The 25,549-nt window shown below is 68.3% G+C and carries 22 protein-coding genes; 7 read left to right on the plus strand and 15 right to left on the minus strand.

Annotation, left to right across the window (positions count from 1 at the left end; genetic code table 11):
* Positions 1–5: 5 nt before the first annotated feature.
* Positions 6–1,052, minus strand: a complete 1,047-nt coding sequence (locus AC1DFU_RS22175) for an aminoglycoside phosphotransferase family protein (protein WP_441591711.1) — start codon at positions 1,050–1,052, stop codon at positions 6–8.
* 178 nt (positions 1,053–1,230) lie between these two features.
* On the opposite strand from AC1DFU_RS22175, the gene AC1DFU_RS22180 reads away from it, so the two are divergent.
* The 5 genes from AC1DFU_RS22180 (at position 1,231) to trpS (ending at position 8,278) form a co-directional block, all read left to right on the plus strand.
* Positions 1,231–3,708 (plus strand): LPS-assembly protein LptD, encoded by a 2,478-nt coding sequence (locus tag AC1DFU_RS22180; protein ID WP_441591713.1) that lies wholly within the window; start codon positions 1,231–1,233, stop codon positions 3,706–3,708.
* A gap of 9 nt (positions 3,709–3,717) precedes the next feature.
* Positions 3,718–5,229 carry a peptidylprolyl isomerase gene (locus AC1DFU_RS22185; protein WP_441591715.1) on the plus strand — a complete coding sequence of 504 codons (1,512 nt, stop codon included), beginning with the start codon at positions 3,718–3,720 and terminating at the stop codon, positions 5,227–5,229.
* 30 nt (positions 5,230–5,259) lie between these two features.
* Positions 5,260–6,315, plus strand: coding sequence for a 4-hydroxythreonine-4-phosphate dehydrogenase PdxA (pdxA, locus tag AC1DFU_RS22190; protein ID WP_092291935.1), 1,056 nt, complete (start codon positions 5,260–5,262; stop codon positions 6,313–6,315).
* Positions 6,316–6,333: 18 nt separating this feature from the next.
* Positions 6,334–7,179, plus strand: coding sequence for a 16S rRNA (adenine(1518)-N(6)/adenine(1519)-N(6))-dimethyltransferase RsmA (rsmA, locus tag AC1DFU_RS22195; RefSeq protein WP_092291937.1), 846 nt, complete (start codon positions 6,334–6,336; stop codon positions 7,177–7,179).
* Positions 7,180–7,240: 61 nt separating this feature from the next.
* Positions 7,241–8,278 (plus strand): tryptophan--tRNA ligase, encoded by a 1,038-nt coding sequence (gene trpS, locus AC1DFU_RS22200; RefSeq protein ID WP_092291939.1) that lies wholly within the window; start codon positions 7,241–7,243, stop codon positions 8,276–8,278.
* 46 nt (positions 8,279–8,324) lie between these two features.
* Here trpS and AC1DFU_RS22205 read toward each other — a convergent pair whose 3' ends face one another.
* The 14 genes from AC1DFU_RS22205 to AC1DFU_RS22270 all read right to left on the minus strand — a co-directional run bounded on the left by AC1DFU_RS22205 (position 8,325) and on the right by AC1DFU_RS22270 (position 22,494).
* Positions 8,325–9,230: a DMT family transporter gene (locus AC1DFU_RS22205; protein WP_092291941.1), complete on the minus strand. Its 906-nt coding sequence runs from the start codon at positions 9,228–9,230 to the stop codon at positions 8,325–8,327.
* Positions 9,231–9,239: 9 nt separating this feature from the next.
* Complete coding sequence (gene gloA, locus AC1DFU_RS22210) at positions 9,240–9,647, minus strand: lactoylglutathione lyase (RefSeq protein WP_092291943.1); 408 nt, start codon at positions 9,645–9,647, stop codon at positions 9,240–9,242.
* 92 nt (positions 9,648–9,739) lie between these two features.
* Positions 9,740–10,615, minus strand: a complete 876-nt coding sequence (locus AC1DFU_RS22215) for a M48 family metallopeptidase (RefSeq protein ID WP_092291945.1) — start codon at positions 10,613–10,615, stop codon at positions 9,740–9,742.
* Complete coding sequence (locus tag AC1DFU_RS22220; protein WP_092291947.1) at positions 10,612–11,373, minus strand: lysophospholipid acyltransferase family protein; 762 nt, start codon at positions 11,371–11,373, stop codon at positions 10,612–10,614. Before AC1DFU_RS22220 ends, AC1DFU_RS22215 begins: the two co-directional genes overlap by 4 nt.
* Before the next feature lie 15 nt (positions 11,374–11,388).
* Positions 11,389–11,985: a D-glycero-beta-D-manno-heptose 1,7-bisphosphate 7-phosphatase gene (gene gmhB, locus AC1DFU_RS22225; protein ID WP_092291949.1), complete on the minus strand. Its 597-nt coding sequence runs from the start codon at positions 11,983–11,985 to the stop codon at positions 11,389–11,391.
* 13 nt (positions 11,986–11,998) lie between these two features.
* The gene (gene glyS / locus AC1DFU_RS22230) at positions 11,999–14,122 is read right to left on the minus strand and encodes a glycine--tRNA ligase subunit beta (protein WP_441591718.1); all 2,124 of its coding nucleotides are present in this window, start codon (positions 14,120–14,122) and stop codon (positions 11,999–12,001) included.
* Between the two features lie 35 nt (positions 14,123–14,157).
* The gene (locus tag AC1DFU_RS22235) at positions 14,158–14,808 is read right to left on the minus strand and encodes a hypothetical protein (RefSeq protein WP_441591719.1); all 651 of its coding nucleotides are present in this window, start codon (positions 14,806–14,808) and stop codon (positions 14,158–14,160) included.
* Complete coding sequence (gene glyQ, locus AC1DFU_RS22240; protein WP_441591721.1) at positions 14,805–15,770, minus strand: glycine--tRNA ligase subunit alpha; 966 nt, start codon at positions 15,768–15,770, stop codon at positions 14,805–14,807. Before glyQ ends, AC1DFU_RS22235 begins: the two co-directional genes overlap by 4 nt.
* A gap of 499 nt (positions 15,771–16,269) precedes the next feature.
* Positions 16,270–17,889, minus strand: coding sequence for an apolipoprotein N-acyltransferase (gene lnt / locus AC1DFU_RS22245; RefSeq protein WP_441591723.1), 1,620 nt, complete (start codon positions 17,887–17,889; stop codon positions 16,270–16,272).
* Complete coding sequence (locus AC1DFU_RS22250; RefSeq protein WP_092291957.1) at positions 17,886–18,770, minus strand: HlyC/CorC family transporter; 885 nt, start codon at positions 18,768–18,770, stop codon at positions 17,886–17,888. The genes lnt and AC1DFU_RS22250 overlap by 4 nt, the downstream gene beginning before the upstream one ends.
* A 120-nt stretch (positions 18,771–18,890) precedes the next feature.
* The gene (ybeY, locus tag AC1DFU_RS22255; protein WP_092291959.1) at positions 18,891–19,631 is read right to left on the minus strand and encodes an rRNA maturation RNase YbeY; all 741 of its coding nucleotides are present in this window, start codon (positions 19,629–19,631) and stop codon (positions 18,891–18,893) included.
* Between the two features lie 2 nt (positions 19,632–19,633).
* Positions 19,634–20,647: a PhoH family protein gene (locus AC1DFU_RS22260; protein ID WP_092291961.1), complete on the minus strand. Its 1,014-nt coding sequence runs from the start codon at positions 20,645–20,647 to the stop codon at positions 19,634–19,636.
* Between the two features lie 8 nt (positions 20,648–20,655).
* A complete protein-coding gene (gene miaB / locus AC1DFU_RS22265; RefSeq protein ID WP_441591725.1) occupies positions 20,656–22,008 on the minus strand; it encodes a tRNA (N6-isopentenyl adenosine(37)-C2)-methylthiotransferase MiaB in 1,353 nt (450 codons plus the stop codon).
* Positions 22,009–22,107: 99 nt separating this feature from the next.
* Positions 22,108–22,494, minus strand: a complete 387-nt coding sequence (locus AC1DFU_RS22270; protein ID WP_092291965.1) for a hypothetical protein — start codon at positions 22,492–22,494, stop codon at positions 22,108–22,110.
* A 391-nt stretch (positions 22,495–22,885) separates the two neighbouring features.
* Here AC1DFU_RS22270 and AC1DFU_RS22275 point away from each other — a divergent pair, with 391 nt between their 5' ends.
* Together AC1DFU_RS22275 and AC1DFU_RS22280 are read left to right on the plus strand one after the other, a co-directional pair.
* A complete protein-coding gene (locus AC1DFU_RS22275) occupies positions 22,886–24,493 on the plus strand; it encodes a DEAD/DEAH box helicase (RefSeq protein WP_092292153.1) in 1,608 nt (535 codons plus the stop codon).
* 14 nt (positions 24,494–24,507) lie between these two features.
* Positions 24,508–25,542, plus strand: coding sequence for a serine/threonine protein kinase (locus tag AC1DFU_RS22280; RefSeq protein WP_092291967.1), 1,035 nt, complete (start codon positions 24,508–24,510; stop codon positions 25,540–25,542).
* Positions 25,543–25,549 lie beyond the last annotated feature (7 nt).

Here is a 25,549-nt window from a genome sequence, read left to right on the forward strand (position 1 = left end):
GGCGCTCAAAACGTGAACCCGGCGGGGCGCTCGGTGCCTTCCAGGGCATCGAGCAGCCGCACCAGCTTGCGCAGCTCGGTGTAGCGGCCGGCCACGTTGCGCGTGTACTTGAGTACCAGCGGCAGGTTGGCGAGGTAGCCGTCCTTGCCATCCCGGTGGTACAGGCGGGCGAAGATGCCGAGCACCTTCAGGTGGCGCTGCAGGCCCATCCACTCGAAATCGCGGTAGAAGGCGCCGAAATCGGCGTTCAGCGGCAGCCCGGCCTTGCGCGCGCGCTCCCAGTAGCGGATCAGCCAGTCGAGCTGCTGCTCTTCGTCCCACTCTATATAGGCGTCGCGCCAGAGCGAGACCGCGTCATAGGTGGCCGGGCCGATCACGGCGTCCTGGAAGTCCAGGATGCCGGGGTTGGCGCCATCGGGCAGGACCATCAGGTTGCGCGAGTGATAGTCGCGATGCACGTAGACCTGCGGCTGGGCCAGGTTGTTGGCCAGCACGGCGTCGAAGACTTCGCGCAGGTCGGCCTGCTGGGCGTCGTTCAGCGTGGCGCCCAGGTGGCGGCCCACGTACCACTCGGGGAACAGGTCCAGCTCGCGCTGGAGCAGGGCGCGGTCGTAGGCGGGCAGCGTGCCGGGGCGGGTGGCCAGCTGGATCCTGACCAGCGCGGCGGCGGCGTCGTCATAGAGGCCGCGCGCGGACGAGGCGTCCAGCTTCGACAGGTAGGTCTGGCTGCCGAGGTCGGCCAGCAGCAGGAAACCCTGCGCCAGGTCCTGGGCCAGCACGGTGGGCACGGTCACGCCGGCCTCGCCGAACAGCCCGGCCACGTGGATGAACGGCCGGCAGTCCTCGTGCGCGGGCGGGGCGTCCATGACGATGGCCGTCGGATGGGCGGCATGGCCGGTGCGCACGCGGAAGTAGCGGCGGAAGCTGGCGTCGGCGGATGCCGGGGCGCAGGAGTCGGGGTCGATCGACCATGTGGCGCCGAGCCCGGCGACCCAACTCTTGAGCTGGGCGATACGCGGGTCGGAGGTTGGGTCGTGAATAAGTGCTGCCATGCCGGATTGGGTGGATACGATGCCCCGTATAATACCCGACCAGACCCGGGCGCCGGGTGGCCCCCGGGAGGGGCCTTTGTTGCCCCGCAGCCTGCTCCGGCAAGGGTTGGCGGGAAGTACGGAACCGTTCGCGGGACCGTTCCGCAGCCCGGCGCCGAGCCGACCGATAACCGTCCGCATGACCGAACAACAACGATCACCGCATCATCCGGCCACCCGACCGCCCGCGCTGCGCGGCCTGCCGCGGCGCATGCGTGCCGCTTTGCCGGCCAGCACTCTGCGTCCGCTCGTGCTGGCCATGGCGGGCCTGTCGGTGAGCGTGCACGCGCAATATGGCGCGGGCTCGGCCATCCCGAACATCGACATCGCCGAGCCGGCGGTCACCCAGACCCCCGAAGCCCCGCCGCCCGCGCCGGAAGCCGGCGTGCTGGTGCCCCGCCTGGACGAGGCGCCGCCGAAGGCGGCCACGGCCAGCAGCATGAACATCGCGCCGAGCTCGACCCCGTCGAACCCCAACGCCCCGGCCTATGTCTCGGGCGACAGCCTGACCGGCTTCAGCGAAAAGGGCGTGGCGCTCGAGGGTAATGCCGAGCTGCGCCGCGACGGCGCCGTGGTCAAGGGCGACAAGGTGACCTATGACCAGGACACCGACGAGGCCCATGCCACGGGCAACGTGCGCCTGTCCAAGAGCGGCACGCTGGCCATCGGCCCCGAGGCTAAGCTGCGCGTGGAGGCCAATGAGGGCTACATGCTCTCGCCCGATTACTATTTCCAGCAGACTGGCGGCGCGGGCAGCGCGGAGCGCATCGACTTCATCGACCCCGATCGCAGCACGATGAAGAAGGCGTCGTACACGACCTGTTCGCCCGACAACGCCGACTGGTACTTCAGCGCGAACCGCATCGACATCGACAACGACCGCCAGGTGGGCACCGCCTATGGCGGCGTGCTGCGCTTCTTCAATGTGCCGATCGCCGGCGCCCCGGCGTTTTCGTTCCCGCTGAACGACGAGCGTCGCAGCGGGGCGCTGGCGCCGCTGTTCGGCTACAGCTCCAAGTCGGGTCTCGACCTGACGGTGCCGTACTACTTCAACCTGGCGCCGAACCGCGACCTGACACTCTATCCGCGCCTGTTGAGCTCGCGCGGCGTGCAGCTGGGCGGCGACTACCGCTATATCGGTGACGGCTACGCTGGCCGCCTGCGGGCCGAATTCCTGCCGGACGACAAGAAAGCCGAGCGCGACCGCTGGGCGTATTCGTTCCAGCACAGCCAGACGATCGCCAAGGGCCTGACGGCGTATGCCAACGTCAGCAAGGTGTCCGACGACCAGTACCCGGACGACCTGACGCGCTCGGTATCGCAGTCCACGTTGCGCCAGTACACGCAGGAAGGCGGCGTGATCTACAACTGGCAGGACTTTTCTTTCATGGCGCGGGTGCAGAAGTTCCAGACGTTGCGTCCGAGCGAGCCGTCCTACGAGCGCGAGCCGCAGTTGAACGGCCGCTACACGCGCTATGACTTCGGCGGCTTCGATATCGCGGTGGAAGCCGACTACACCCGCTTCCGGATTCCGCTAACGTCCACCGGCATCCAGCAGCCGGAGGGCAACCGCGCGTTTATCCAGCCGGTGATCAGTTACCCGATCATCCGCCCCGGCTGGTTCGTGACGCCGAAGCTGATTTTCAACGCCGCGCAGTACAACATGGACGCCGGCACCAACACCACCGGCGCGCAGACCTCGTTCGGCCGCGCCATTCCGACGGTGAGCCTGGACTCGGGCATGGTGTTCGACCGCGCGGCGCCCGGCGTGAGCAAGCTGTTCGGCGTGAACTACACGCAGACGCTGGAACCGCGCCTGTTCTACGTCTACACGCCGTTCCGCGACCAGAGCCAGTTTCCGCTGTTCGATACTGTCCAGTCAGACTTCGGCTACGGGCAGATCTTCAGCGAGAACGCGTTCACCGGTAATGACCGGATCGCCGACAACAACAAGCTCACGGCGGGCGTGACCACGCGCCTGATCGAGTCCGAGACCGGCATCGAGCGCTTCCGCGGCACGCTGGCGCAGCGCGTGGACTTCACCGGCCAGCGCGTGCAGCTGACCGGTACATCCACAGATACCAAGCCGAGCTATTCTGACTTGCTCGCAGCTACCACGATCCAGCTGTTCCGCGGCTACTATCTCGATGCGGGCATCCAGTACAGCCCCGAGGACAACCGCGTGAACTACTCGAACGTGGCGTTCGCGTGGCGGCCGGAGTCGCGCAAGCTGGTCAACGTGGGCTACCGCTATCGCCGGCCGACCTCGGTGACCGATAACTCGGCCATCGACCAGTTCGAGCTGTCGAGCCAGTGGCCGATCACGCGCCGCACCTACGGTATTGGCCGGGTGGCGTTCGACCAGACCGCCAACCAGCTGGTCGATGCGCTGGCCGGCATCGAATACGCCGCCGACTGCTGGGTGGGACGCGTGGTATACCAGCGTTTCCGCAACACCACGCAGGGCTATACCGGCCGGTTCTTCCTGCAGGTGGAATTCCGCGGGTTGTCCAAGATCGGTTCCAACCCGCTGGACATGCTGCGTCTGAACGTGCCCGGCTACGAGCCTGTTACCGCACGTCCGGTGCCCACGTCCCAGTACGATCACTATGAATGACGGACCAAGATGAAACGTCGAGCTTCCAACGCGCTGTCCCGATCCAACCCCCTGTGGCACGTGGCGATGGCTGCCGTGCTTGCCGCGCTGGCCGCGCCAGCCGTGGCGCAGCTCAAGGCCCCGTCGGCGCCCTCGGGCAAGCCGTCACTTTCCGGTAGCGGCAGCGGCAGCGGCCGCACCTCGGGCATCTTCCTGCAGCAGCCCGCCCAGCAGGCCGTGCCGCCGAGCGAGCCGCAGATGGGCGTGCCGCAGCCGGGCCAGAAGCGCTCGCAGCTTGTCGATGAAGTGGTGGCGGTGGTCAACAACAGCGTGATCACGCGGCGCGAGCTGCTGGACCGCGCCGACGAGATCGAGAGCCAGCTGCGCGCCGCGCAGCGTGAGGTGCCGCCGCGCGCCGACCTGCTCGGCGAAGTGCTCGAGCGACTGGTGATGGAGCGCGTGCAGACGCAGGCCGCGCAGGACGCCGGCATCCGCGTGACGGACCAGGAAGTCGACCGCGCCATCGAGTCCGTGGCGCAGCAGAACCGCCTGACCGCTACCGAACTGCGCAGCCGCGTGGAAGCCAGCGGCATGAGCTGGACCAAGTATCGTGACGAACTCCGCAAGCAGGTGCAGGTGATTCGCCTGCGCGAGCGCGAGGTCGACTCCAAGGTGCAGGTCTACGACGGCGAGATCGACAACTACCTCGCCGCGCGCAAGGGCGGCGCCGCGCCGGCCGGTTCGACCGAGTACAACGTCGCCCAGATCCTGATCCGCGTGCCCGAAAACGCGTCCGACGCCCAGAAGGCCGAGCTGAAGACCAAGGCCGAGGGCCTGCTGAAGCAGGCGCAGGGCGGGGCGGACTTCGCCGCGCTGGCCAAGGCCAACTCGGAAGCACCTGAGGCGGCGCAGGGCGGCGCGCTCGGTTTCCGCGAGATCGGCCGCCTGCCGGCGCTGTTCGCCAACGCCGTGGTGGACCTCCAGCCCGGCGCACTGGTGCCCGAGGTGGTGGAGTCGGCCAACGGCTTCCATGTGATCCGGCTGATGGCCAAGCGCGCCGCGCCGGCCGCCGACCAGCCGCAGGCCAGCGAGCGCATCACGCAGACCCAGGTGCGCCACATCCTCGTGCGCACCGGTCCGAACATGCCCGAGGCCGAGGCACGCCGCCAGATGACGACGCTGCGCGACCGCATCACGCACGGCGGCGACTTTGCCGACTTCGCGCGCCGCTTCTCGCAGGACGGCTCGGCCCAGCAGGGCGGCGACCTGGGCTGGGTCTCGTCGGGCGAACTGGTGCCCGAGTTCGAGCAGGCCATGAACCGGCTGCGTCCGGGCGAAATCTCCGACCCGGTGGTCACCCAGTTCGGCGTGCACCTGATCCAGGTGATGAATCGCCGCGAGACCGAGGTGTCGGCGGAGAAGCAGCGCGACTTCGCCCGTTCGGAAGTCCGGGAGCAGAAGCTGCGCGCCGCCTATGATGACTGGGTGCGCCAGCTCCGCAGCGCGGCGTACGTGGAATACCGCATCAACCGCCAGCGCTGATCCGCCGGCGCCCCCGACCCCACCCCATCCATGCCCGACCCGCTCGCGCTAGCCATTACCACCGGAGAACCTGCCGGCATCGGCCCCGACATCACGATCGGGGCGCTGCTGCAGCTTGCCGGCAGCAATGGCAACCGCAACGGGCACTACCGCTTCCATGTGCTGGGCGATGCCCGTCTGCTGGCCAGCCGGGCCGCGGCGCTGGGCGTCGGCCACGCCTGGACGCGCCAGATCGGCGAAGGCGGGGTGGTGGTGGAGGATGTGCCGCTCGGCGTGCAGAGTGAGCCGGGCAAGCTCGACGCCCGCAACGGCCGCTACGTGCTGGCGCTGCTGGACGCCGCCATCGACGGCCTGCAGGCCGGCAAATACGCGGCGATGATCACCGCGCCGGTGCAAAAGAGCACGATCAACGACGCGGGCGTGCCGTTCACCGGCCACACCGAATACCTGGCCGAGCGCGCCGCCGTGCCGCGTGTGGTGATGATGCTGGCCGGCCCGCAGCCGGCCCACGACAACGCCATGCTGCGCGTGGCGCTGGCCACCACGCACCTGCCGCTGCGCGCGGTGCCCGACGCACTCGACATCCCGATGCTGGTGGAGACGCTGACCATCATCGATACCGACCTGCGTCGCCATTTCGGCATCGCCCGGCCGCGCATCCTGGTGACCGGCCTGAACCCGCACGCCGGCGAGAGCGGCCACATGGGGCGCGAGGAGATCGACGTGATCGGCCCCGCCCTGTCCCTGGCCTGCGATGCCGGCATCGACGCCCGCGGCCCCTATCCAGCCGACACGCTGTTCCAGCCGCGCCACCTGCGCGACGCGGACTGCGTGCTGGCGATGTACCATGACCAGGGACTGGCGCCGCTCAAGTACGGCACCTTCGGGCACGGCGTGAACATCACGCTGGGCCTGCCCTTTATCCGCACCTCGGTGGACCACGGCACCGCGCTCGACCTGGCCGGCAGCGGCCGCGCCGAGCACGGCAGCATGATCGAGGCCATCCGCAGTGCCATTACCATGGCTGGCCACGCCAACGGGCGCCATCACGACGGCAATGCCGGCGTGTGGCCCGCTACCCGCTGACCGCCAGCCGCAGACACCATGCGTTCAAACGTGCACCAGGGCCATGTGGCCCGCAAACGATTCGGACAGAACTTCCTGGTCGATGACGGCATCATCCACGGCATCGTCGGCGCGATCGATCCGCAACCGAATGACATCGTGGTCGAGATCGGCCCGGGCCTCGGCGCGCTGACCGACCCGCTGCTCGAGCGCCTGCCGCAGATGCAAGTGGTGGAGCTGGACCGCGACCTCGTGGACCGCCTGCGCCGCCGCTACAACGACCGGCTGGTCGTGCACGCCGGCGACGCGCTGGCGTTCGACTTCGGCAAGCTGCACGAGACCGGCCGCCCGCTGCGCATCGTCGGCAACCTGCCGTACAACATTTCCAGCCCGCTGCTGTTCCACCTGATGGACTTCGCGGACCAGGTGCGCGACCAGCACTTCATGCTCCAGAAGGAAGTCGTGGAGCGCATGGTGGCGGACCCGGGCAGCAAGGCCTTCGGGCGGCTGTCGATCATGCTCCAGGTGCGCTATCACATGGAACATGTGCTCGATGTGCCACCTGGCTCGTTCAATCCGCCGCCCAAGGTCGATTCTGCCGTGGTGCGCATGATCCCGTGGCCGCGCGGCGAGGATGGCCGGCTGCGCTCACCGTACCCCGCCTGCGACGCAGGTGTGCTGGGCGACGTGGTGACCGCCGCGTTCTCCCAGCGCCGCAAGGTGCTGCGCAACACGCTGTCCTTCCTGCGCGATCAGGTCGACTTCGACAAGCTCGGCTTCGACCTTACCCGCCGCGCCGAGGAAGTGCCCGTGGCCGAGTATGTCGAGCTGGCGCGCACCGTCGGCGACAGCGCCGCGCCACGCCCCGCGCGCGGCGTGGCCTGAATCCCGCATAGTTTTCCGTTTTCCGAATTTTTTCGAATATTCCGAAGTTCCAGCGACGCTTATGACCGCCAACACGCTAACCGCGAAAACCGACCCGCGTCCCGTCATCCTGACCGGTGACCGCCCCACCGGCCCGCTGCACCTGGGCCACTTCGTCGGCTCGCTCAAGAGCCGCGTCGCCCTGCAGGACTCGCACAAGCAGTACGTGCTGCTGGCGGACACGCAGGCCATGACCGACAACGCCCACGATCCGGAAAAGGTGCGGCGCAACGTGCTGGAAGTGGCGCTAGACTACCTGGCCGTCGGCATCGACCCGGCCAAGACCACGATCACCGTGCAGTCGCACCTGCCCGCGCTGGCCGAACTGACGCTGATGTACCTGAATTTCGTCACGGTGGCGCGCCTCGAACGCAATCCGACGATCAAGGAAGAGATCCAGGCGCGCGGGTTTGGCCGTGACATCCCGGCGGGCTTCCTGTGCTATCCCGCCTCGCAGGCGGCGGACATCACCGGCTTCAAGGCCGTGCTGGTGCCGGTGGGCGAGGACCAGGCGCCGCTGATCGAGCAGACCAACGAGATCGTGCGCCGGATTAACCATCAGGTGGGTCGCGACGTGCTGCCCGAAGCCGCCGCGCTGATCCCCAAGCATGGCCGCCTGCCGGGTGTCGATGGCAAGGCCAAGATGAGCAAGTCGTTGGGCAACGCGATTCCGCTGGGCGCCTCGCCCGAGCAGATCAAGGAAGCGGTGCACCGCATGTACACCGACCCGAACCACCTGAAGGTGTCCGATCCGGGCCAGGTGGAGGGCAATGTCGTGTTCACCTACCTCGATGCGTTCGATCCGAACGTGGAGGAAGTGACCGAGCTGAAGGACCACTACCGCCGTGGCGGCCTGGGCGACATGGTGCTCAAGCGCCGTGTGGAAGGCATCCTGCAGGAGATGCTGCGCCCGATCCGCGAGCGCCGTGAGGAACTGGCGAAGGACCCGGGCTATGTGTTCGAGATCCTGCGCAAGGGCACGGCCGAAGCGCGCGAACTGACCCAGCAGACGCTGGAAGAGGTACGCGACGCGCTCGGAATGTTCTCGTTCCCGCGCTAAGTCGTTCGATGACAGGCGCCGCGAGCTTGATCGCGGTGCCTGTGCCTCAGCCCTTCCGGTTCACCAGCACGATCCCCAGCAGCACCAGCACCGCCGCCGCGCCGAAGCGCAGGCCGACGGCGTCGTGCATCAGCAGCACCCCGAAGGCTACGCCGAACAGCGGTGTCAGGAACGAAAACACCGACAGCCGCGACGCCAGGTACTGCCTGAGCAGCCAGAACCAGATCAGGTAGCTCGCAAACGCGATCAGCACCGACTGGTAGAACAGGCTCGCCACCACCATCCCGTTGACTTCCACCCGCCCGGCCTGACCCGCCGCTAGCGCCATCGCCAGCAGCAGCACCGCCGAGACCGCCAGCTGGTACAGCAGCGTCTTGCTGGCCGGGGCGCTTGAGAGCGAGCTGGCGCGCACGACGATGGTCGTGGCCGCCCAGAGCGCGCCGGCGACCACGCCCAGCGCGTCGCCGAGCAGCGTGCTGGCATGCGCCGAGGTGGCCGCGATGCCATCGACAAAGGCCAGCGCCATGCCGCAGAACGCCAGCACCACGCCCAGCCACTGGCCGCGCCGCAGGTGCTCGCCGGGCACGAAGAGGTGCAGGCCCAGCGCCGTGAAGATCGGCGCGGTGTAGAGGAACACGGCCATGCGCGAGGCCGTGGTGTGGCCCAGCCCGACGAAGATGCAGAAAAACTCGGCGCCGAACAGCAGCCCGGCCACCAGCCCGGGGCGCAGCGTGCCGTCGCGCTGCCACAGCGGCGTGCCGCGCCAGGACGCGAAGGCGAACACCAGCAGCGCCGCAATCGCCGAGCGCACGCCGGCCTGGAGCACGGCGCCCATCAGCGGCGCCGTCACCTTGATCACCACCTGTTGCAGGCCCCAGGCGGCGCACAGCAACACCATCAGGCCGATGGCCGTGCCGTCCAGCGGGCGCCGCGTCAGGGCTTGCGTGTTCATCGGGCTGGCTTACGGGCGCGACGCGTCACGCGTCGAATGCCGCTCGATCAGCTCGATCTTGTAGCCGTCCGGATCCTCGACGAAGGCGATCACCGTGGTGCCGCCCTTGACCGGACCGGCCTCGCGCGTGACCTTGCCGCCCGCCGCGCGGATGCGCTCGCAGGCCGCCGCGGCGTCCGGGGTTTCCAGCGCGATGTGGCCGTAGGCGGTGCCCAGGTCGTACTGGTCCACGCCGTAGTTGTAGGTCAGCTCGAGCACGGCCGTCTCGCTCTCGGGGCCGTAGCCGACGAACGCCAGGCGGTACTTGTACTCGGGGTTGTCGCTCTCGCGCAGCAGCTGCATGCCGAGCACGCGCGTGTAGAAGTCGATGGAGCGCTGGTAGTCGCCAACGCGGAGCATGGTGTGGAGGAGTCGCATGGGGAGCCCTTTTCTGGAATTCGTAGGATGGCGAGGCCGTATTTTAGTCCGGATGGCGGGGCCTCGCCGGCGGCTCCCCGCCTCGCCGGGCGTCAGAACGTCGGCAGCAGCTCGGGCGGATGCGCGCGCAGCTGGGCGCGGGCATCGCGGAACTCGGGAAAGATCGATTCCACTGTTTCCCAGAAGCGCGGGCCGTGGTTCATTTCCTTGAGGTGCGCCAGTTCGTGCGCGGCCACGTAGTCGATCATCGACAGCGGGAAATGCATGAGCCGCCAGTTCAGGCGGATCTTGCCGTCGGCGGTGCAGCTACCCCAGCGCGTGGCGGCCGAGGTCAGCGCGAAGCCGGTGTGGCGCACGCCGAGCTTGTCGGCGTAGATATCGAGCCGCTCCACCAGCAGGCGGCGCGCCTGGTGCTGGAGCCAGCCCTGCACGCGGTCCTTGATCTGCTGCTCGTCGGCGTGCGTCGGCAGCGCCAGGTGCAGCACGCGCGTGTCGGCGTCGAACAGCAGCGCGCCGGCCGGCGAATCGAGCTGGAGCGTGATCGGCTTGCCCAGGAACGGCAGGCTCGCGCCCTCGCGCCATTGCACCGTCGGCAGTATGCGGCGAGCCTCGCGGTGGCGCCACTCGCCCAGCTTGTTGAAGATCCAGCGCTGCTTTTCCAGGATGGCCGACTCGATATCGGTCAGCGTAACCCAGCGTGGCGCCGTGATCGACAGCCCGCGGTCATCCACCGTAAAGCCGATGGTGCGCCGCGACGAGCGCTTGAGCGCGTAGTGGAGCATGCGCTCGCCCACGTGCAGCGTGCGGCCGTTGGGCAGGGCGGGTGGCCAGGTGTCGGCCGGGGGCGTGTCCAGCGAGGGCGCCAGCAGCGCGGCATCCGCGGCGGAGGCAGCGCTGGGCGCAGCCTCCGCGAGCGGCAGTTCGAGCTGCGCGCCGGGGTTGTCGGGAGTGGGACGCAGCAGCTTCATGCGGCGGCTTCGCTGGGGTTGCGGCGATAGCTTTCGGGATCGATCCGGCGCATCTCGGCCTCGATCCACGCTTCCACTTCCTGGTTCAGCACGTCGGCGGTCTTGTTGGCCGACGAAATCGGCATGCCGATCGAGATCGTGATCAGGCCGGGGTATTTCAGGAAGGAGTTGCGCGGCCAGACGCGTCCGGAGTTGACCGCCATCGGGATCACCCAGGCGCCGGTTTCCACGGCCAGCCGGGCGCCGCCGCTCTTGTAGCGGGGGTTCTCCTGGCCGGCGCGCGTGCGCGTGCCTTCGGGGAACATGATGATCCAGGCGCCCTCGGCGAGCCGGTCGCGGCCCTGGCGCGCGGCCGAGGCGAACGCGCGCGTGCCTTCCTTGCGGTTGATATGGACCATCTTGAGCATGCCCAGCGCCCAGCCGAAGAACGGCACGAACAGCAGCTCGCGCTTGAACACGAAGCACAGCGGCTTGGGCATCAGCGCCACGTAGGCCACGGTTTCCCAGGCGGACTGGTGCTTGGAGAGCAGCACCACGGGCTTGTCGAGCATCGCGTCCATGCGCTCGCCGTTTTCGATGCGGTAGCGCATGCCGCAGATCAGGCGGCCAGCCCAGATCACGAGCAGGGGCCAGCCACGCACGAAGCGGAAGCGCCGGTCGGCGTTCATGAACGGGAAGGCGATGAAGCAGGCGCACGCGTAGGGCGGCGTGAGCACGATCAGGTACAGCGCGAACAGCAGGGAACGGATAAAGGTCATCAGTGTGGCCGGAATTCAGGGGGCGCTGGGCGCGGGTGACGAAGACGCCTTGTGGGCGGCATCGCCGGCAATCAGCCAGCGGGCGAACGCGGCCAGGTCGTCGTGGATGCGCGTGCCGGCGGGCAGGGTGCCCTTGTCACGCGTCTTCACGCCCTTGCCGGTCAGGACCAGATGGGGGATGCAGCCAACCGCCACGCCGGCTTCGAGGTCGCGCAGGGAGTCGCCCACCACGGGCACGCCGCGCAGCTCCAGGCCGAAGCGCTCGCCGATCTGCTCGAACAGGCCCGACTTGGGCTTGCGGCAGTCGCAGTTGTCGGCGGCCGTGTGCGGGCAGAAGAACACCGCCTCCACGCGCCCGCCGAGGTTGGCCAGCCCCTTGTACATCTTCTCGTGCATCGCATTCAGCGCGCTCATCTCGAACAGGCCGCGCCCGATGCCGGACTGGTTGCTCGCGATCACCACGCGGTAGCCGGCCTGGTTCAGCGTGGCGATGGCCTCGAGGCTGCCGGCGATCGGCACCCATTCATCGGGCGTCTTGATGAAGTGGTCGCTGTCGAGGTTGACCACGCCGTCGCGGTCGAGGATCACAAAGCGGGGCTGGGACTGTGGCATCGCAGGGCTCCGGTCAGGCGGCCAGCTTGGAGATGTCCGCCACGCGGTTGGCCAGCGTGTGCAGCGTGGCCAGCAGCGCAAGCCGGTTCGCGCGCAGGCGCGCGTCCTCGGCCATCACCATCACGTCGTTGAAGAAGCGGTCCACGGCGTCGCGGAGCTGGGCCAGGTCGCGCAGGGCGCCGGTGAAGTCGCCGCCGGCGAAGGCCGCTTCCACACCCGGACGCACGCGTTCGATGGCGGCATGCAGCGCGCCCTCGGCGTCTTCCTGGAACAGCGCCGTGTCGACCGTGCCGATGGCTTCGTCGGTCTTGCGCAGGATGTTCGTGATGCGCTTGTTGGCGGCGGCCAGTGCCTCGGCCTCGGGCAGCGCGGCGAAGGTGCGCACGGCCTCCATGCGGCCCAGCACGTCATGCAGTTGCTGCGGGCGCAGGCTCACCACGGCTTCCACCTCGTTGGTGGTGTAGCCCTTGTCCTTGAGGTAGCCGCGCACGCGGTCGAACAGGAAATCGGTGATGGCCTCGCGCGACGGCTTGACGGCGACGATCCCCGCGAACGCCTGCTCGGTCAGCGCCAGCAGGGTGTCCAGCGGCACCGCCAGCGGGCGCTCGATCAGCATGCGCAGGATGCCCAGCGCGTGGCGGCGCAGCGCGAACGGATCCTTCTCGCCGGTGGGCTGGAGGCCGATACCCCAGATGCCGACCAGTGTCTCGAGCTTGTCGGCCAGCGCCACGGCGGTGCTGACGGCACCCTCGGGCAGCGCGTCGCCGGCAAAGCGCGGGCGATAGTGTTCCGAGCACGCCAGCGCCACCTCGTCGGCTTCGCCGTCATGGCGCGCGTAGTAGGTGCCCATCGTGCCCTGGAGTTCGGGAAACTCGCCGACCATGTCGGTCAGCAGGTCGGCCTTGGCCAGTTCGGCGCCGCGCATGGCGGCGGCCTTGTCGACGGTCACGCCGTGGGCATTCATCGCGTCGGCGATGTGGCCGGCAATCTGCTGCAGGCGCTGCACACGGTCCAGCTGGCTGCCGATCTTGTTGTGATAGACCACGTTGCCGAGCTGCGGCACGCGCGAGGCCAGCGTCTTCTTGCGATCCTGGTCGAAGAAGAACTTGGCGTCGGCCAGGCGCGGGCGCACCACGCGCTCGTTGCCGGTGACGATGGACTCGGGCGTCTCGGTGGCCAGGTTCGACACGATCAGGAAGCGGTTGCGCAGGTGGCCGGCGGCGTCGGTCAGCGCGAAATACTTCTGGTTGGTCTGCATGGTCAGGATCAGGCATTCCTGCGGCACGGCCAGGAAGACTTCCTCGAAGTGGCAGGGATAGACCACCGGCCACTCGACCAGCGAGTTCACTTCGTCCAGCAGCGCGTCCGGCATGACCACCTGGTCGGCGCCGGCTTCCTTGAGCAGGACGGTGCGGATGCGCTCACGGCGGTCGGCATAGCTCGCCACCACGCGGCCCTTGTTCTCCAGCAGCGTGGCGTATTCCGCCGCGTGCGGGATCTCGAGGGTGCCTTCGGACAGGAAGCGATGGCCCAGCGTGACATTGCTGGCCGGCAGGCCGAGCACGGACACCGGCACGATCTCGGCGCCGAACAGCGCAATCAGGCTGTGCGCGGGGCGTACGAAGTGCACCGTGGTGCCGTCCGGGCGCTGGTAGCTCATCAGCTTCGGAATCGGCAGCTTGCCGATTGCCTCGTCCAGCGCGGCCTGGAGGCCGTCGGCCAGCGTAGCCCCCTTGGCGGTGTAGCGATGGAACAGCGCCTCGGCCTTGCCATCGGAGGCACGCTCCAGCGTCTGCCAGTCGATCTCGGCCACGCCGACGGACTTGGCCAGCGCGGCCAGTTTCTTGCCGAGCGGGGCGGTGGGGGCGCCGTTGGCGTCCAGCGCCACGGAGACGGGCAGGACCTTCTCGCGCTGCTCGCGGTCGGGGGCGCTGCGGCGCACGCCGGTCACCAGTGCGGCCAGGCGGCGCGGCGTGGCGAACGGGGTCACGCTGGCGCCGGCCTCAAGCAGGTCGCGCGCGCGCAGGCCGTCAGTCAGGCCTTGCGCGAAGGCATCGCCCAGGCGGGCGAGCGCCTTGGGCGGCAGCTCTTCGGTGAACAGTTCGATCAGCAGCGAATCGGTCATGGGTTGCGACATGAATCGTATCCAACGGGTATGAAAGGCGCGCGCTGTCAGCAGCGCGGCGCGAGATTGGGTTCTACGCCAGACAGCAGCCACAGGCCGTTCTGCTGGCGGAATTGCAGCGTGGTGTAGGCGCACTGCGCCACCACGCCGGAGGCGCCACGGGCGCCGGCGGCCGGGAAGCGGGCGTCGATGCGCTGCTGGCGGCGGTCATAGCGGATCTCGTCGATCCGTCCGCCCACCCAGAAATCGATCTTCTGCGGCAACTGCGCCGCTGAATAATAGTTGCGGACGGTGCGGCGCGAGCGGCCGTTGCGCTCTTCCCACGTTGCCCACTGCAGCGGGTAGCGGATGGCGCTCTCGTAGGTGCGCAGCGGCACGCGGTGCCAGCCGAGGTCGCGCGAGCCGGACAGGTCGCACGAGAACGAGCGCACCAGCTGCGTCCACTGGTCGATGCTGGCCAGCGACGGCTTCCAGTGCCGGGCGATGGCCTGCTGGAGCGCCTGCGGGTCGGCCTCGCAGATATTGGCGAGGTCGGCCGGCAGGTACAGCGCCTGCGGCACCGGGGTGGTGGCCGCGCGGGCAGCCGCCTGCGCCGCGCCGGACGCCGCCAGCAGCCCGCCCAGCGTTGCCAGCGACACCACGGTCGCCAGCGCTGTCAGGCGCCTCGGCATGCGTGCGCCGCGCACGCGCGAGGTCATGCGCGGGCCCCGTTGCCGCACATCGGGAAGCCGAGCGCTTCGCGCGAGTCGTAGTAGGCCTGCGCCACCTGGCGCGACAGATTGCGGATACGGCCGATGTAGGCCGCGCGCTCGGTCACGGAGATCGCGCCCCGGGCATCGAGCAGGTTGAACGTGTGTGCCGCCTTGAGCACTTGTTCGTAGGCCGGCAGCGCCAGACGCACGCCGGAATCCTTCTTCTGGCCGTCTTCGGTGGTCTCGCCGCGACTGTCACGCACCTCGCCCATCAGCCGGCGTGCCTCGCCCTCGTGCTCGGAGAAATGGCGGAACAGGATCTCGGTGTTGCTGTGTTCGAAGTTGTAGGTGGACTGCTCCACCTCGTTCTGGTGGTAGACGTCGCCATAGGTCAGGCGGCGCGTCTCGCCGTTCTCGACCCACTCGGTCCAGACCAGGTCATAGACGTTCTCCACCTGCTGGAGATACATCGCCAGACGTTCGATGCCGTAGGTGATCTCGCCCGTGATCGGCTTGCAGTCGATGCCGCCGACTTGCTGGAAGTAGGTGAACTGGGTCACTTCCATGCCGTTGAGCCAGACTTCCCAGCCTAGGCCCCAGGCGCCGAGCGTGGGATTCTCCCAGTCGTCCTCGACGAAGCGGATGTCGTTCTGCTTGAGGTCCAGCCCCAGCGCTTCCAGCGAGCCCAGGTACAGGTCGAGGATGTTCTCGGGCGCGGGCTTGAGTACCACCTGGTACTGGTAGTAGTGCTGCAGGCGGTTCGGGTTCTCGCCATAGCGGCCATCCTTGGGGCGCCGCGACGGCTGCACGTAGGCCGCGCGCCAGGGCTCGGGGCCGATCGCGCGCAGGAACGTGTGCACATGCGACGTCCCTGCGCCGACCTCCAGATCGATCGGTTGCAGCAACGCGCAACCCTGCCGGTCCCAGTAGGCCTGCAGGGTAAGAATCATTTGTTGGAAGGTCAGCATAGGAAGACGAAAAAGAAAGCCGCCGGCAAGTGCACGAGCGGTCTCGTGCCAGGATTGCCAAACCCTGAATTCTATCGGGTTTTGGCCACAAGCCGACCGGAACAGGGGGCAATCCCGTACGTTGTGTCACGAAACGGGCCCCGGCGGCGGTGTCGGGCTTTCGCAACGGGTCGGGTAAATCCTGACACGCCATTCAGAACCCGCCGATAGGTGCCGATACTATTTTTGTATACAGTGGAACTACGCAGCCGCTTCACTGCGCGCTGCTCCCGGGCAGCCTCCTCAGGGGGACAACCGCTCATAAAAGGTGTCCGGGCAACAATAACTTTTGGGGATTGGTCATGACGCTACTTTCTCGCAAACCATATCTTGTCGCCCTGGCCGTGATGGCCGCCGCAGCCGCGGTATCGGTGGCGACCTCGGTCCTGGGCTAACCGCTCCGGGCCGTAAAGAAAACGGGCCCTCAGGCCCGTTTTTTTCATTGGCGAAGCTCACGCCGCTACGGGCGTGCCCGCCGCCGCGCGCCGAACGCCAGCGCAAGCACGATCAGGCAGGCCGCCAGCGCCGGCACATTGCCCCATCGCACAAAGGGGGTGAGCCCCTGCGTACCCTGCACCGTGGCCGCGAGCGTGCCGAGCTGGAAGGTCGGCAGCCGCGCCTGCACCGTGCCATCTGGCTTCACCACCGCCGTCATGCCGGTATTGGTCGCGCGCAGCATCGGGCGGCGCGTCTCCAGGGCGCGCATCCGCGAGATCTGGAGATGCTGGTCCAGGGCGATGGTGTCGCCGAACCATGCCAGATTCGTCACATTTGCCAGCATATTGGCCGGTGACGGCTGCTGGCGCAGGGTGGCGGCGATTTCCTCGCCGAACAGATCCTCGTAGCAGATGTTGGGCGCCACATGGATGCCGCGCACCGGCACCGCCGGCTGGTCCAGCCCGCCGCGCCGGAAGTCGCCGAGCGGCATCTTCATCATGTCCACGAACCAGTGGAACCCGAACGGGATGAACTCGCCGAACGGCACCAGATGGTGCTTGTTATAGCGGTAGAGCATGGGCTGCTCCGGGCCGATGGCGAACACGCTGTTGGTGAAGTCCACCGGCGAATCGGCCCCGGCCGCGCCGAACAGCACCGTGGTGCCGGTCGATTCCATATGCCGGCGTACCGCCTGGGCGATATCGACCGGCAGTTCCTGGAGGATCACCGGAAACGCGGTTTCGGGCGTGACCACGAGGTCGGCCGGCTCCGCCGTAATCAGGTCGCGGTACAGCTCCAGCGAACGCTGGATGCCCACCGGCTCGAACTTGATGTCCTGCGCGACGTTGCCCTGCAGCAGCCGCACCGAGATTGGCTCGCCCACCGGCGTGGTCCAGGCGATGGGCGTCAGCGCGAAGCCCAGCGCGGGCAGGCCGATGACGAGGGCCAGCGCGGTGACGAGGCCACGGCGCGATGCGGTGTCCGGCGTGGCGTCCTGCGTAGCCGAGCGGCGCAGGGCGGCGCGTACCGCCGTCACCAATAGCGCGGCTACAACCGCAGCCAGCGCGGTAATGCCGTACACGCCGATCAGCGGGGCGAAGCCGGCGAGTGGCCCGTCGGTATGGGGATAGCCGCTGCCCAGCCACGGGAAGCCCGTGAAGACCACGCCGCGCAGCCATTCGCCCAGCGCCCAGGTGGCGCCGAACGCCAGCGCCGGCAGCACGCCGTGGCGTCCGCGCTGGGTCAGCCAGTGCCAGACGCCGCCCGCCAGCGCGGGCCAGATCGACAGATAGCCGGCAAACAGCACCACGGCCAGCCCGGCCATCCAGGCCGGCATCTCGCCGTAGACATGCATGCTGATATAAAGCCACCAGATGCCGGACAGGAACCAGCCCAGCCCGAACGCGTAGCCCGTGGCGGCCGCCGCGCGCGGGCGCGGGGCATCGGCGAGCAGGGCGACCAGCCCGGCCATCGACAGGATCTGCAGCCACCACCAGTCATGGGGCGCGAACGCCTGCGTATGGGCGACGCCGAGCGTCGCCGCCATGAGCAGCCGGAACACAGCGGTAGCGGACCCGGCGCGCTGGCCGGTTTGCCGGGCGCTCGCCGTGCTGGCGGCGCCGGCCTGGACTTCGCGCGTCATGCGTCGGCCACGGCCAGGTGGTCGGTCGCCTCGCGGCGCACCTGGAGCAGGTGCACCTGCCGTGCGTCGGCGCGCAGCACTTCGAAGCGGAGCGGCGGCAAAGTGATGATTTCGCCACGATGGGGCACATGCCCCAGATGATTGGTCAGCAGGCCACCCACGGTGTCCACGTCGTCATCGGGGAAGGCGGTACCGAAGGCCTCGTTGAACTGCTCGATCTCGGTCAGCCCGTGCACGCGCCAGGCGCCATCGGCGGTCGGCAGGATGTTGTCGTGGTCCTCGTCGAGGTCGAATTCGTCCTCGATGTCACCCACGATCTGTTCGAGCACGTCCTCGATCGTCACCAGCCCCGCCACGCCGCCGTACTCGTCCACGACGATGGCGATGTGGTTGCGGTTGATCCGGAACTCGCGCAGCAGGATGTTGAGCCGCTTGGACTCGGGGATGAACACGGCCGGGCGCAGCGTTTCGCGCAGGTCGAACGTGTCGTCGGTGTAATAGCGCAGCAGGTCCTTGGCCAGGAGGATGCCGATGATGTTGTCGCGGCTGCCTTCGTAGACCGGAAAGCGCGAGTGCGCCGTCTGCTGCATATAGGGGATAAACGTCTCGGGCGCGTCGGCGATGTTGACGGCGTCCATCTGGGCGCGGGGCACCATGATGTCGCGGGCGGTCAACTCGGAGACCTGGAATACACCCTCGATCATCGAGAGCGAATCGGCGTCGATCAGGTTGCGCTCATGCGCTTCCTGCAGCACTTCCAGTAGTTCGGCGCGCGTGTCCGGCTCAGGGGAAATGAAATCGGTGAGGCGTTCGAGAAGGGACCTTGGGCGATCCGCCTGCTTGTGATTGGCAGGTTTCGAACTGGGATAGGGGTCGTTCATGTCGCGGCTTAGCGCGTGGTGGAGATCGTCTGAAGCATACACTAAAAGGATTCCAGCCCCGTGACAGGGGGTGCCGTGGCGCACGCAGGTGGCGCACACGGCACTTCACAATCCTTCGCTTCAGCGATCCTCGCGCACCGGCAGGTACGGGTCGGCGTAGCCGAGCGCCTGGAGCGTCTCGGTCTCGATCGCCTCCATTTCCTCGGCCTCGCCGTCATGCTCGTGCTCGTAGCCCTGGGCGTGCAGCGCGCCATGGACGATCAGGTGCGCGTAGTGGGCGTCGAGCGGCTTCTTCTGCGCCTTGGCCTCGGCCTCCACCACTGGGCAGCACAGCACGATGTCGCCGGTCACCGGGTCGTCGGCGTGCTCCGCGTAGGCGAAGGTCAGCACATTGGTCGCGTAGTCCTTGCCGCGATAGGTGCGGTTCAGCGTGCGGCCTTCTTCCTCGTCGACGAAACGGATGGTCAGCGTGGCATCGGCGAACAGCGCCGAGCGCACCCATTTGCCGATCTGCTTGGCGGAGGGCAGGCCGGTGCGCTTGCGCACGCCATCGCCATACTGGACGTCGAGTTCGACCTCAGGCGGCGTGGCCGGGGTGCCGGTGGTGGTCACAAGTGGCGTAGCCGTCACGGCGACCGACACGGCGTCGTGGTTGTCCGGCCGCACCAGCAGGCCGGCCTGCTGGCGGGTATCGGTGTGTTCGGCCAGCAGGGCCACCACGCCGTCGGCGGCCTGGGACAGGTCCACGGTCAGGCTGCGCCCATCGGGCAGTTGCACGCGCAGCGCGTTTGCGGCGCTCTTGCGCGCGCGGCCGTCGGCATCGAACAGGATGAGGCTGGCGGCGGGAGACTTCTTGGTCAAGATCAGGCGTCCTTGTGCTGGGCGTGGAATTCGTCATACGCATCGACGATGCGCGCCACCAGGGGATGGCGCACGACGTCGGTGCTGGTAAAGCGCGTGAACGCGACGCCGCGTACATCGCGCAGCACGTGCTGGGCTTCCACCAGGCCGCTTTTCTGCCCGCGCGGCAGGTCGATCTGGGTGGTATCGCCGGTAATCACGGCCTTGGCGCCGAAGCCGATCCGCGTCAGGAACATCTTCATCTGTTCCGGCGTGGTGTTCTGGGCTTCGTCGAGGATGATGAACGCGTGGTTCAGCGTGCGGCCGCGCATGTAGGCCAGCGGCGCGACTTCGATCATCTGGCGCTCGAACATTTTCTGCGTGCGATCGAAACCGAGCAGGTCGTACAGGGCGTCGTAGAGCGGGCGCAGGTAGGGGTCCACCTTCTGGGCGAGGTCGCCCGGCAGGAAGCCGAGCCGCTCGCCGGCCTCCACGGCCGGGCGGGTCAGCACGATGCGCTTGACGGCATCGCGCTCGAGCGCGTCCACGGCGCAGGCCACGGCCAGGTAGGTCTTGCCCGTGCCGGCCGGGCCGATGCCCAGCGTCAGGTCGTGCGCGAGGATGTGGCGCAGGTACTCGCGCTGCGTGGCGGTGCGGCCCTGCAGCCCGATGCGGCGCGTGTGCAGCACCGGGGATTCATCCAGCCCGCGCGGGTCTTCCTCGCCATTGGCGTAGCCGCTGGCCGTGGTCTCGGGCAGGTAGGCGCCGTGCGCGGAGATCTGGCGCGATTCCACCAGCCCAAGCTGGATGTCGTCGATCGACAGCGACACGCGCGAATCGTTATAGAAGCGCTCCAGCGCCAGCGCGGCGTCCTGGGCGCGCGCGCCGCGCACCGTCATGCGGTGGCCGCGGCGCTGGATCGTCACGTCGAGCGCCTGCTCGATCTGGCGCAGGTTCTCGTCGAGCGGCCCGCACAGGTTCTGGAGCCGCGCGTTGTCGTCCTTGGGTGCGACGAATTCCGCCGTCTGGATTTTCATGGAGGTCCTTACTGGCGCACCACGATCTCGCCGCGCAGCGAGTGCGGGAATGCCTGCGTGATGCTGACATCGACCATCTGGCCGATCATCTGGTCGCGCCGCGCCTGCGGTACGCCGGGCAGCGCGAAGTTGACCACGCGGTTGTTCTCGGTGCGGCCGTGCAGCTCGGTGGGGTCCTTGCGGGCCGGGCCTTCCACGAGGATGCGCTGGACCGTGCCGACCATGCCCTGGCTGATGCGCTGCACGTTTTCCTCGATGGTGGCCTGCAGCCGCTGGAGGCGGCGCAGCTTCACGTCATGCGGGGTGTCGTCGTGCAGGTTGGCCGCCGGCGTGCCGGGGCGCGGGCTGAAGATGAACGAGAACGAGGTGTCATAGCCGACTTCCTCGATCATCGACATCAGCTTCTCGAAGTCGGCATCGGTCTCGCCGGGGAAGCCGATGATGAAGTCGGACGACATCGACATGGTCGGCCGGATCGCCCGCAAGCGGCGAATAATGCTCTTGTACTCGAGCACGCTGTAGCCGCGCTTCATCGCCATCAGGATGCGGTCCGAGGCGTGCTGCACAGGCAGGTGGAGATGGTTCACCAGCTTGTCGCAGCGCTCGTACAGCTCCACCAGCCGCGAGGTGAACTCCTTCGGATGGCTGGTGGTGTAGCGGATGCGCTCGATGCCGGGGATCTCGGCCACGTATTCGATCAGCAGGGCGAAATCGGCGATTTCCGTCGTACCGCCCATCGCGCCGCGATAGGCGTTGACGTTCTGGCCCAGCAGCGTGACTTCGCGCACGCCCTGGTCGGCCAGGCCGGCCACTTCGGCCAGCACGTCCTCGAACGGGCGCGAGACTTCCTCGCCGCGCGTGTAGGGCACCACGCAGTAGCTGCAATACTTCGAGCAGCCTTCCATGATCGAGACGAACGCGCTCGGGCCGTCCACCTTGGCGGGCGGCAGGTGGTCGAACTTCTCGATCTCGGGGAAGGAAATGTCGACCTGGGACTGGCCGGTGCGGCGGCGGCGATCGATCAGGTCCGGCAGGCGGTGCAGCGTCTGCGGGCCAAACACGACGTCCACGTAGGGCGCGCGGGAGACGATGCTGGCGCCTTCCTGGCTGGCCACGCAGCCACCCACGCCGATCACGAGGTCCGGCTTGGCGGCCTTGAGCGCCTTCATGCGGCCCAGCTCGGAGAACACCTTCTCCTGGGCCTTCTCGCGCACGGAGCAGGTGTTGAAGAGGATGACGTCGGCGTCTTCGACGTTGTCGCAGGGCTCCATGCCCTGCGTGGCGTTGAGTACGTCCACCATCTTGTCCGAGTCATACTCGTTCATCTGGCAGCCGTACGTCTTCACGAATACTTTTTTCATGGTGCCGGTCTCAGTGGTTTACCTGGGGGCATCAGGGTTTGCTTCTGCTTCTGGGGACAACGCGGCCGGGGGCGGGCCGCCTGCTACGTGTTTTTCAACTTAATGCGAGGCCTTCCATTCCTTCACCTCGGCATCGGTCAGCACCCAGGCGGTCTGGAGCTGGCCGTAGAGGTCCAGCTTGTAGCGCACCGGGAGCTTCTTGCCGGCGATGACCACCGGGTTCAGCAGCTGCGTTTCCGTGCTGAAGACCCGCAGGCCGGGCGCCGTGGCCACCGTCTTGCTGTCGAGCTTGGCGGTCAGCGGCGTGGAGGCCGTGGGCATCGCCATCACCATGCGCGCCATCGGCGCATCGGCCGGAATCACGCGGACCGGGGTGCCGGCCACGGGCACGTCCTGGGCCAGCGCGGCCGCGCCGGGCAAGGCCAGGGCGGCGGCAACCACCGCCAGGAACACGGACTGACGCGTCAGGGAGAACCGCAAGGACATGATGACTCCGGCTTCGGGTGACTGGTGAGGGGAATGGCGCCGTCCGCGCGACATGCGCACGGGCCGGGCAACCCGGCATTCTACCCGCATCGCCCGCCTTGTACCCCCGTTGGGAGGGTGCCGGGCGCCTGATGTGGCGAGATCCGGACACCCCCGGCGGCCCGGGGCGGGGGGCGGCGGGGGTGGAGCCGGCGCCACCCCATCGCCGGCAGGGTATGGGGAGGGCGCCGGGCTGGTACACTACGGCCCTTCTCCCCACCGGAGGCGGGGGCAATCGGCCCGTCCCACCGGGACCTGACCCCCTTCGGGGTGCTTCAGGTTCGGTTTCCTACCCATGCCGCCCTGCGATTGGCGCAATCCCTTGCGTGACGGGCGGCTGAAGCGTCATTTCATGTCTTTTTCCGATCTAGGCTTGTCCGACAAGCTGGTGCGTGCCGTGGCCGAACAGGGCTACACCACGCCGACCCCGATTCAGGCGCAGGCTATCCCTGCCATTCTCAAAGGTGGCGACCTGCTCGCCGGCGCCCAGACCGGCACCGGCAAGACCGCGGGCTTCACGCTGCCCATGCTGCAGCTGCTGGGCGAATCCGCCGCCCACAATCCGGCCCCGCGCGGGGCACGCCAGCCAGTGCGCGCACTGGTGCTGACTCCCACGCGTGAGCTTGCCGCCCAGGTGGAGGAGAGCGTCCGCAACTATGGCAAATACCTGAAGCTGCGCTCGATGGTGATGTTCGGCGGCGTGGGCATCAACCCGCAGATCGAGGCCCTCAAGCGCGGCGTCGATATCGTCGTGGCCACGCCGGGCCGGCTGCTCGACCACGTGTCGCAGCGGACCATCGACCTCTCCCAGGTAGAACTGCTGGTGCTGGACGAAGCCGACCGCATGCTCGACATGGGCTTCATCCACGATATTCGCAAGATCCTGAATATCCTGCCGGCCAAGCGCCAGAACCTGCTGTTCTCGGCCACGTTCTCGGACGATATCCGCGCGCTGGCCGACCGCCTGCTGAACAACCCCGCCTCGATCGAAGTGGCTCGCCGCAACACCACGGCTGAAACCGTGGCGCAGCGCGCCTACCCGGTGGACCGCGAACGCAAGCGCGAACTGCTGGCCCACCTGGTGCGCGAGGAGGACTGGCACCAGGTGCTGGTCTTCACGCGTACCAAGCACGGCGCCAACCGGCTGGCCGAGCAGCTGACCAAGGACGGCCTGTCCGCGCTGGCGATCCACGGCAACAAGAGCCAGTCGGCGCGTACGCGCGCGCTGTCCGAGTTCAAGGCCGGCACGCTGCGGCTGCTGGTGGCGACTGACATCGCGGCGCGTGGCATCGACATCGACCAGTTGCCCCACGTGGTCAACTTCGACCTGCCGAACGTGCCCGAGGACTATGTGCACCGTATCGGCCGTACGGGCCGCGCCGGCGCCGAGGGCGAGGCGATCTCCCTGGTCTGCGTGGATGAGCACGGCCTGCTGCGCGATATCGAACGATTGATCAAGCGCCAGATCGAACAGACCGTCCTGCCGGGTTTCGAAGTGGACCCGAGCATCGTGGCCGAGCCGATCCAGAAGGGCCGCCAGCAACGTGGCGGCGGTGGTGGTGGCCAGGGCGCAGGCCGTGGCCAGCGCCCGCCGGCACAGGCCAAGCCCCGGGGCGAGGGCGGCGACCGCCGTCAGGAACGCGCCCCGAAGCCCGCCGCACCGCGCCCGGAAGGCCAGCGCCAGGACGCACCGCGCAACCGCCCGGCCCAGCCGGCGCGCGGCGCCAACGGGAACGGCAATGGCAACGGCAACGGTGCCAACGGCGGCAACCGCGGTGGCCGACAGGCTGCCGGCAACGGTGGTGGCAACGGTGGTAACGGTGGTAACGGCGGCGGCAATGGCCGCGGCGGCAACGGCAACAACGCCCCGCGCCCGGCGCAGGACGCTGCCGGCGCGCCGCCCGCGCGCAACCGTCGTCCGGCGTCGCAGGCAGCGCTGCTCGGCGGCCGCAAGCCCTGAGCGGCACGCGCCCCATGACAGCGCCCGTCGACGAGGATGTGCCCTATGCCGGCCTGACGCCGGAGTGCATCCTCGACGCCCTGGAAGCCGCCGGCTTCCAGCCGGACGGGCGCCTGCTGGCGCTCAACAGCTACGAGAACCGCGTCTGGCAGATCGGCATCGAGGATGCCGCGCCGGTCATCGCCAAGTTCTACCGGCCGGGCCGCTGGACTGACGCCGCCATCCTCGAGGAACACGCGTTCGTCCAGCAACTGGCCGATGCCGAGATCCCGGCGGTGCCGGCGCTGTCTGCCTCGCTCGGCGGACAGCCGCCCGCCACGCTGCTCGTACACGACGATTTCCGATTTTCCGTTTTCCCGCGCTGCGGCGGCCGCGAGCCGGCGCTCGATCGCGCCGAGACGCTCACGTGGCTGGGCCGCTTTATCGGGCGCATCCACGCGGTGGGCGCGTCGGCGCCGTACCAGGCCCGTCCCACGCTCGACGTGGAGACCTTCGGCGTGGTCCCGCGCGACTACCTGCTCGCCCACGACTGCATTCCCGCCGACCTGCTCGCGCCGTGGCGCGCCGCCGTGGACCTGGCCCTGGACGCCGTGCGTCGCTGCTACGACCGCGCCGGCGATATCCGCCTGCTGCGGCTGCATGGCGACTGCCATCGTGGCAATGTGTTGTGGATCGATCCGGAAGACGCCCGCGGACGCGGCGCGCCAGGCCCGCATTTCGTCGATTTCGACGACAGCCGCATGGGGCCGGCGGTGCAGGACCTGTGGATGCTGCTCGAAGGCGACCGCGCGGCGATGCAGGGCCAGCTGGCCGACATCGTGGCCGGCTACGAGGATTTTGCTGAATTCGAGACGCGCGAGCTATGGCTGGTGGAGGCGCTGCGCACGCTGCGCCTGCTGCACTACAGCGCCTGGCTGGCCGCGCGCTGGCGCGATCCCGCTTTCCCGGCCGCGTTCCCGTGGTTCGGCACGGCGCGCTACTGGCAGGACCGCATCCTCGAATTGCGCGAGCAGATCGCGCTGATGGACGAACCCCCGCTCTGGGGGTAGGCCAGCC

It is taken from the genome of Cupriavidus sp. 10L45 (assembly GCF_056395225.1).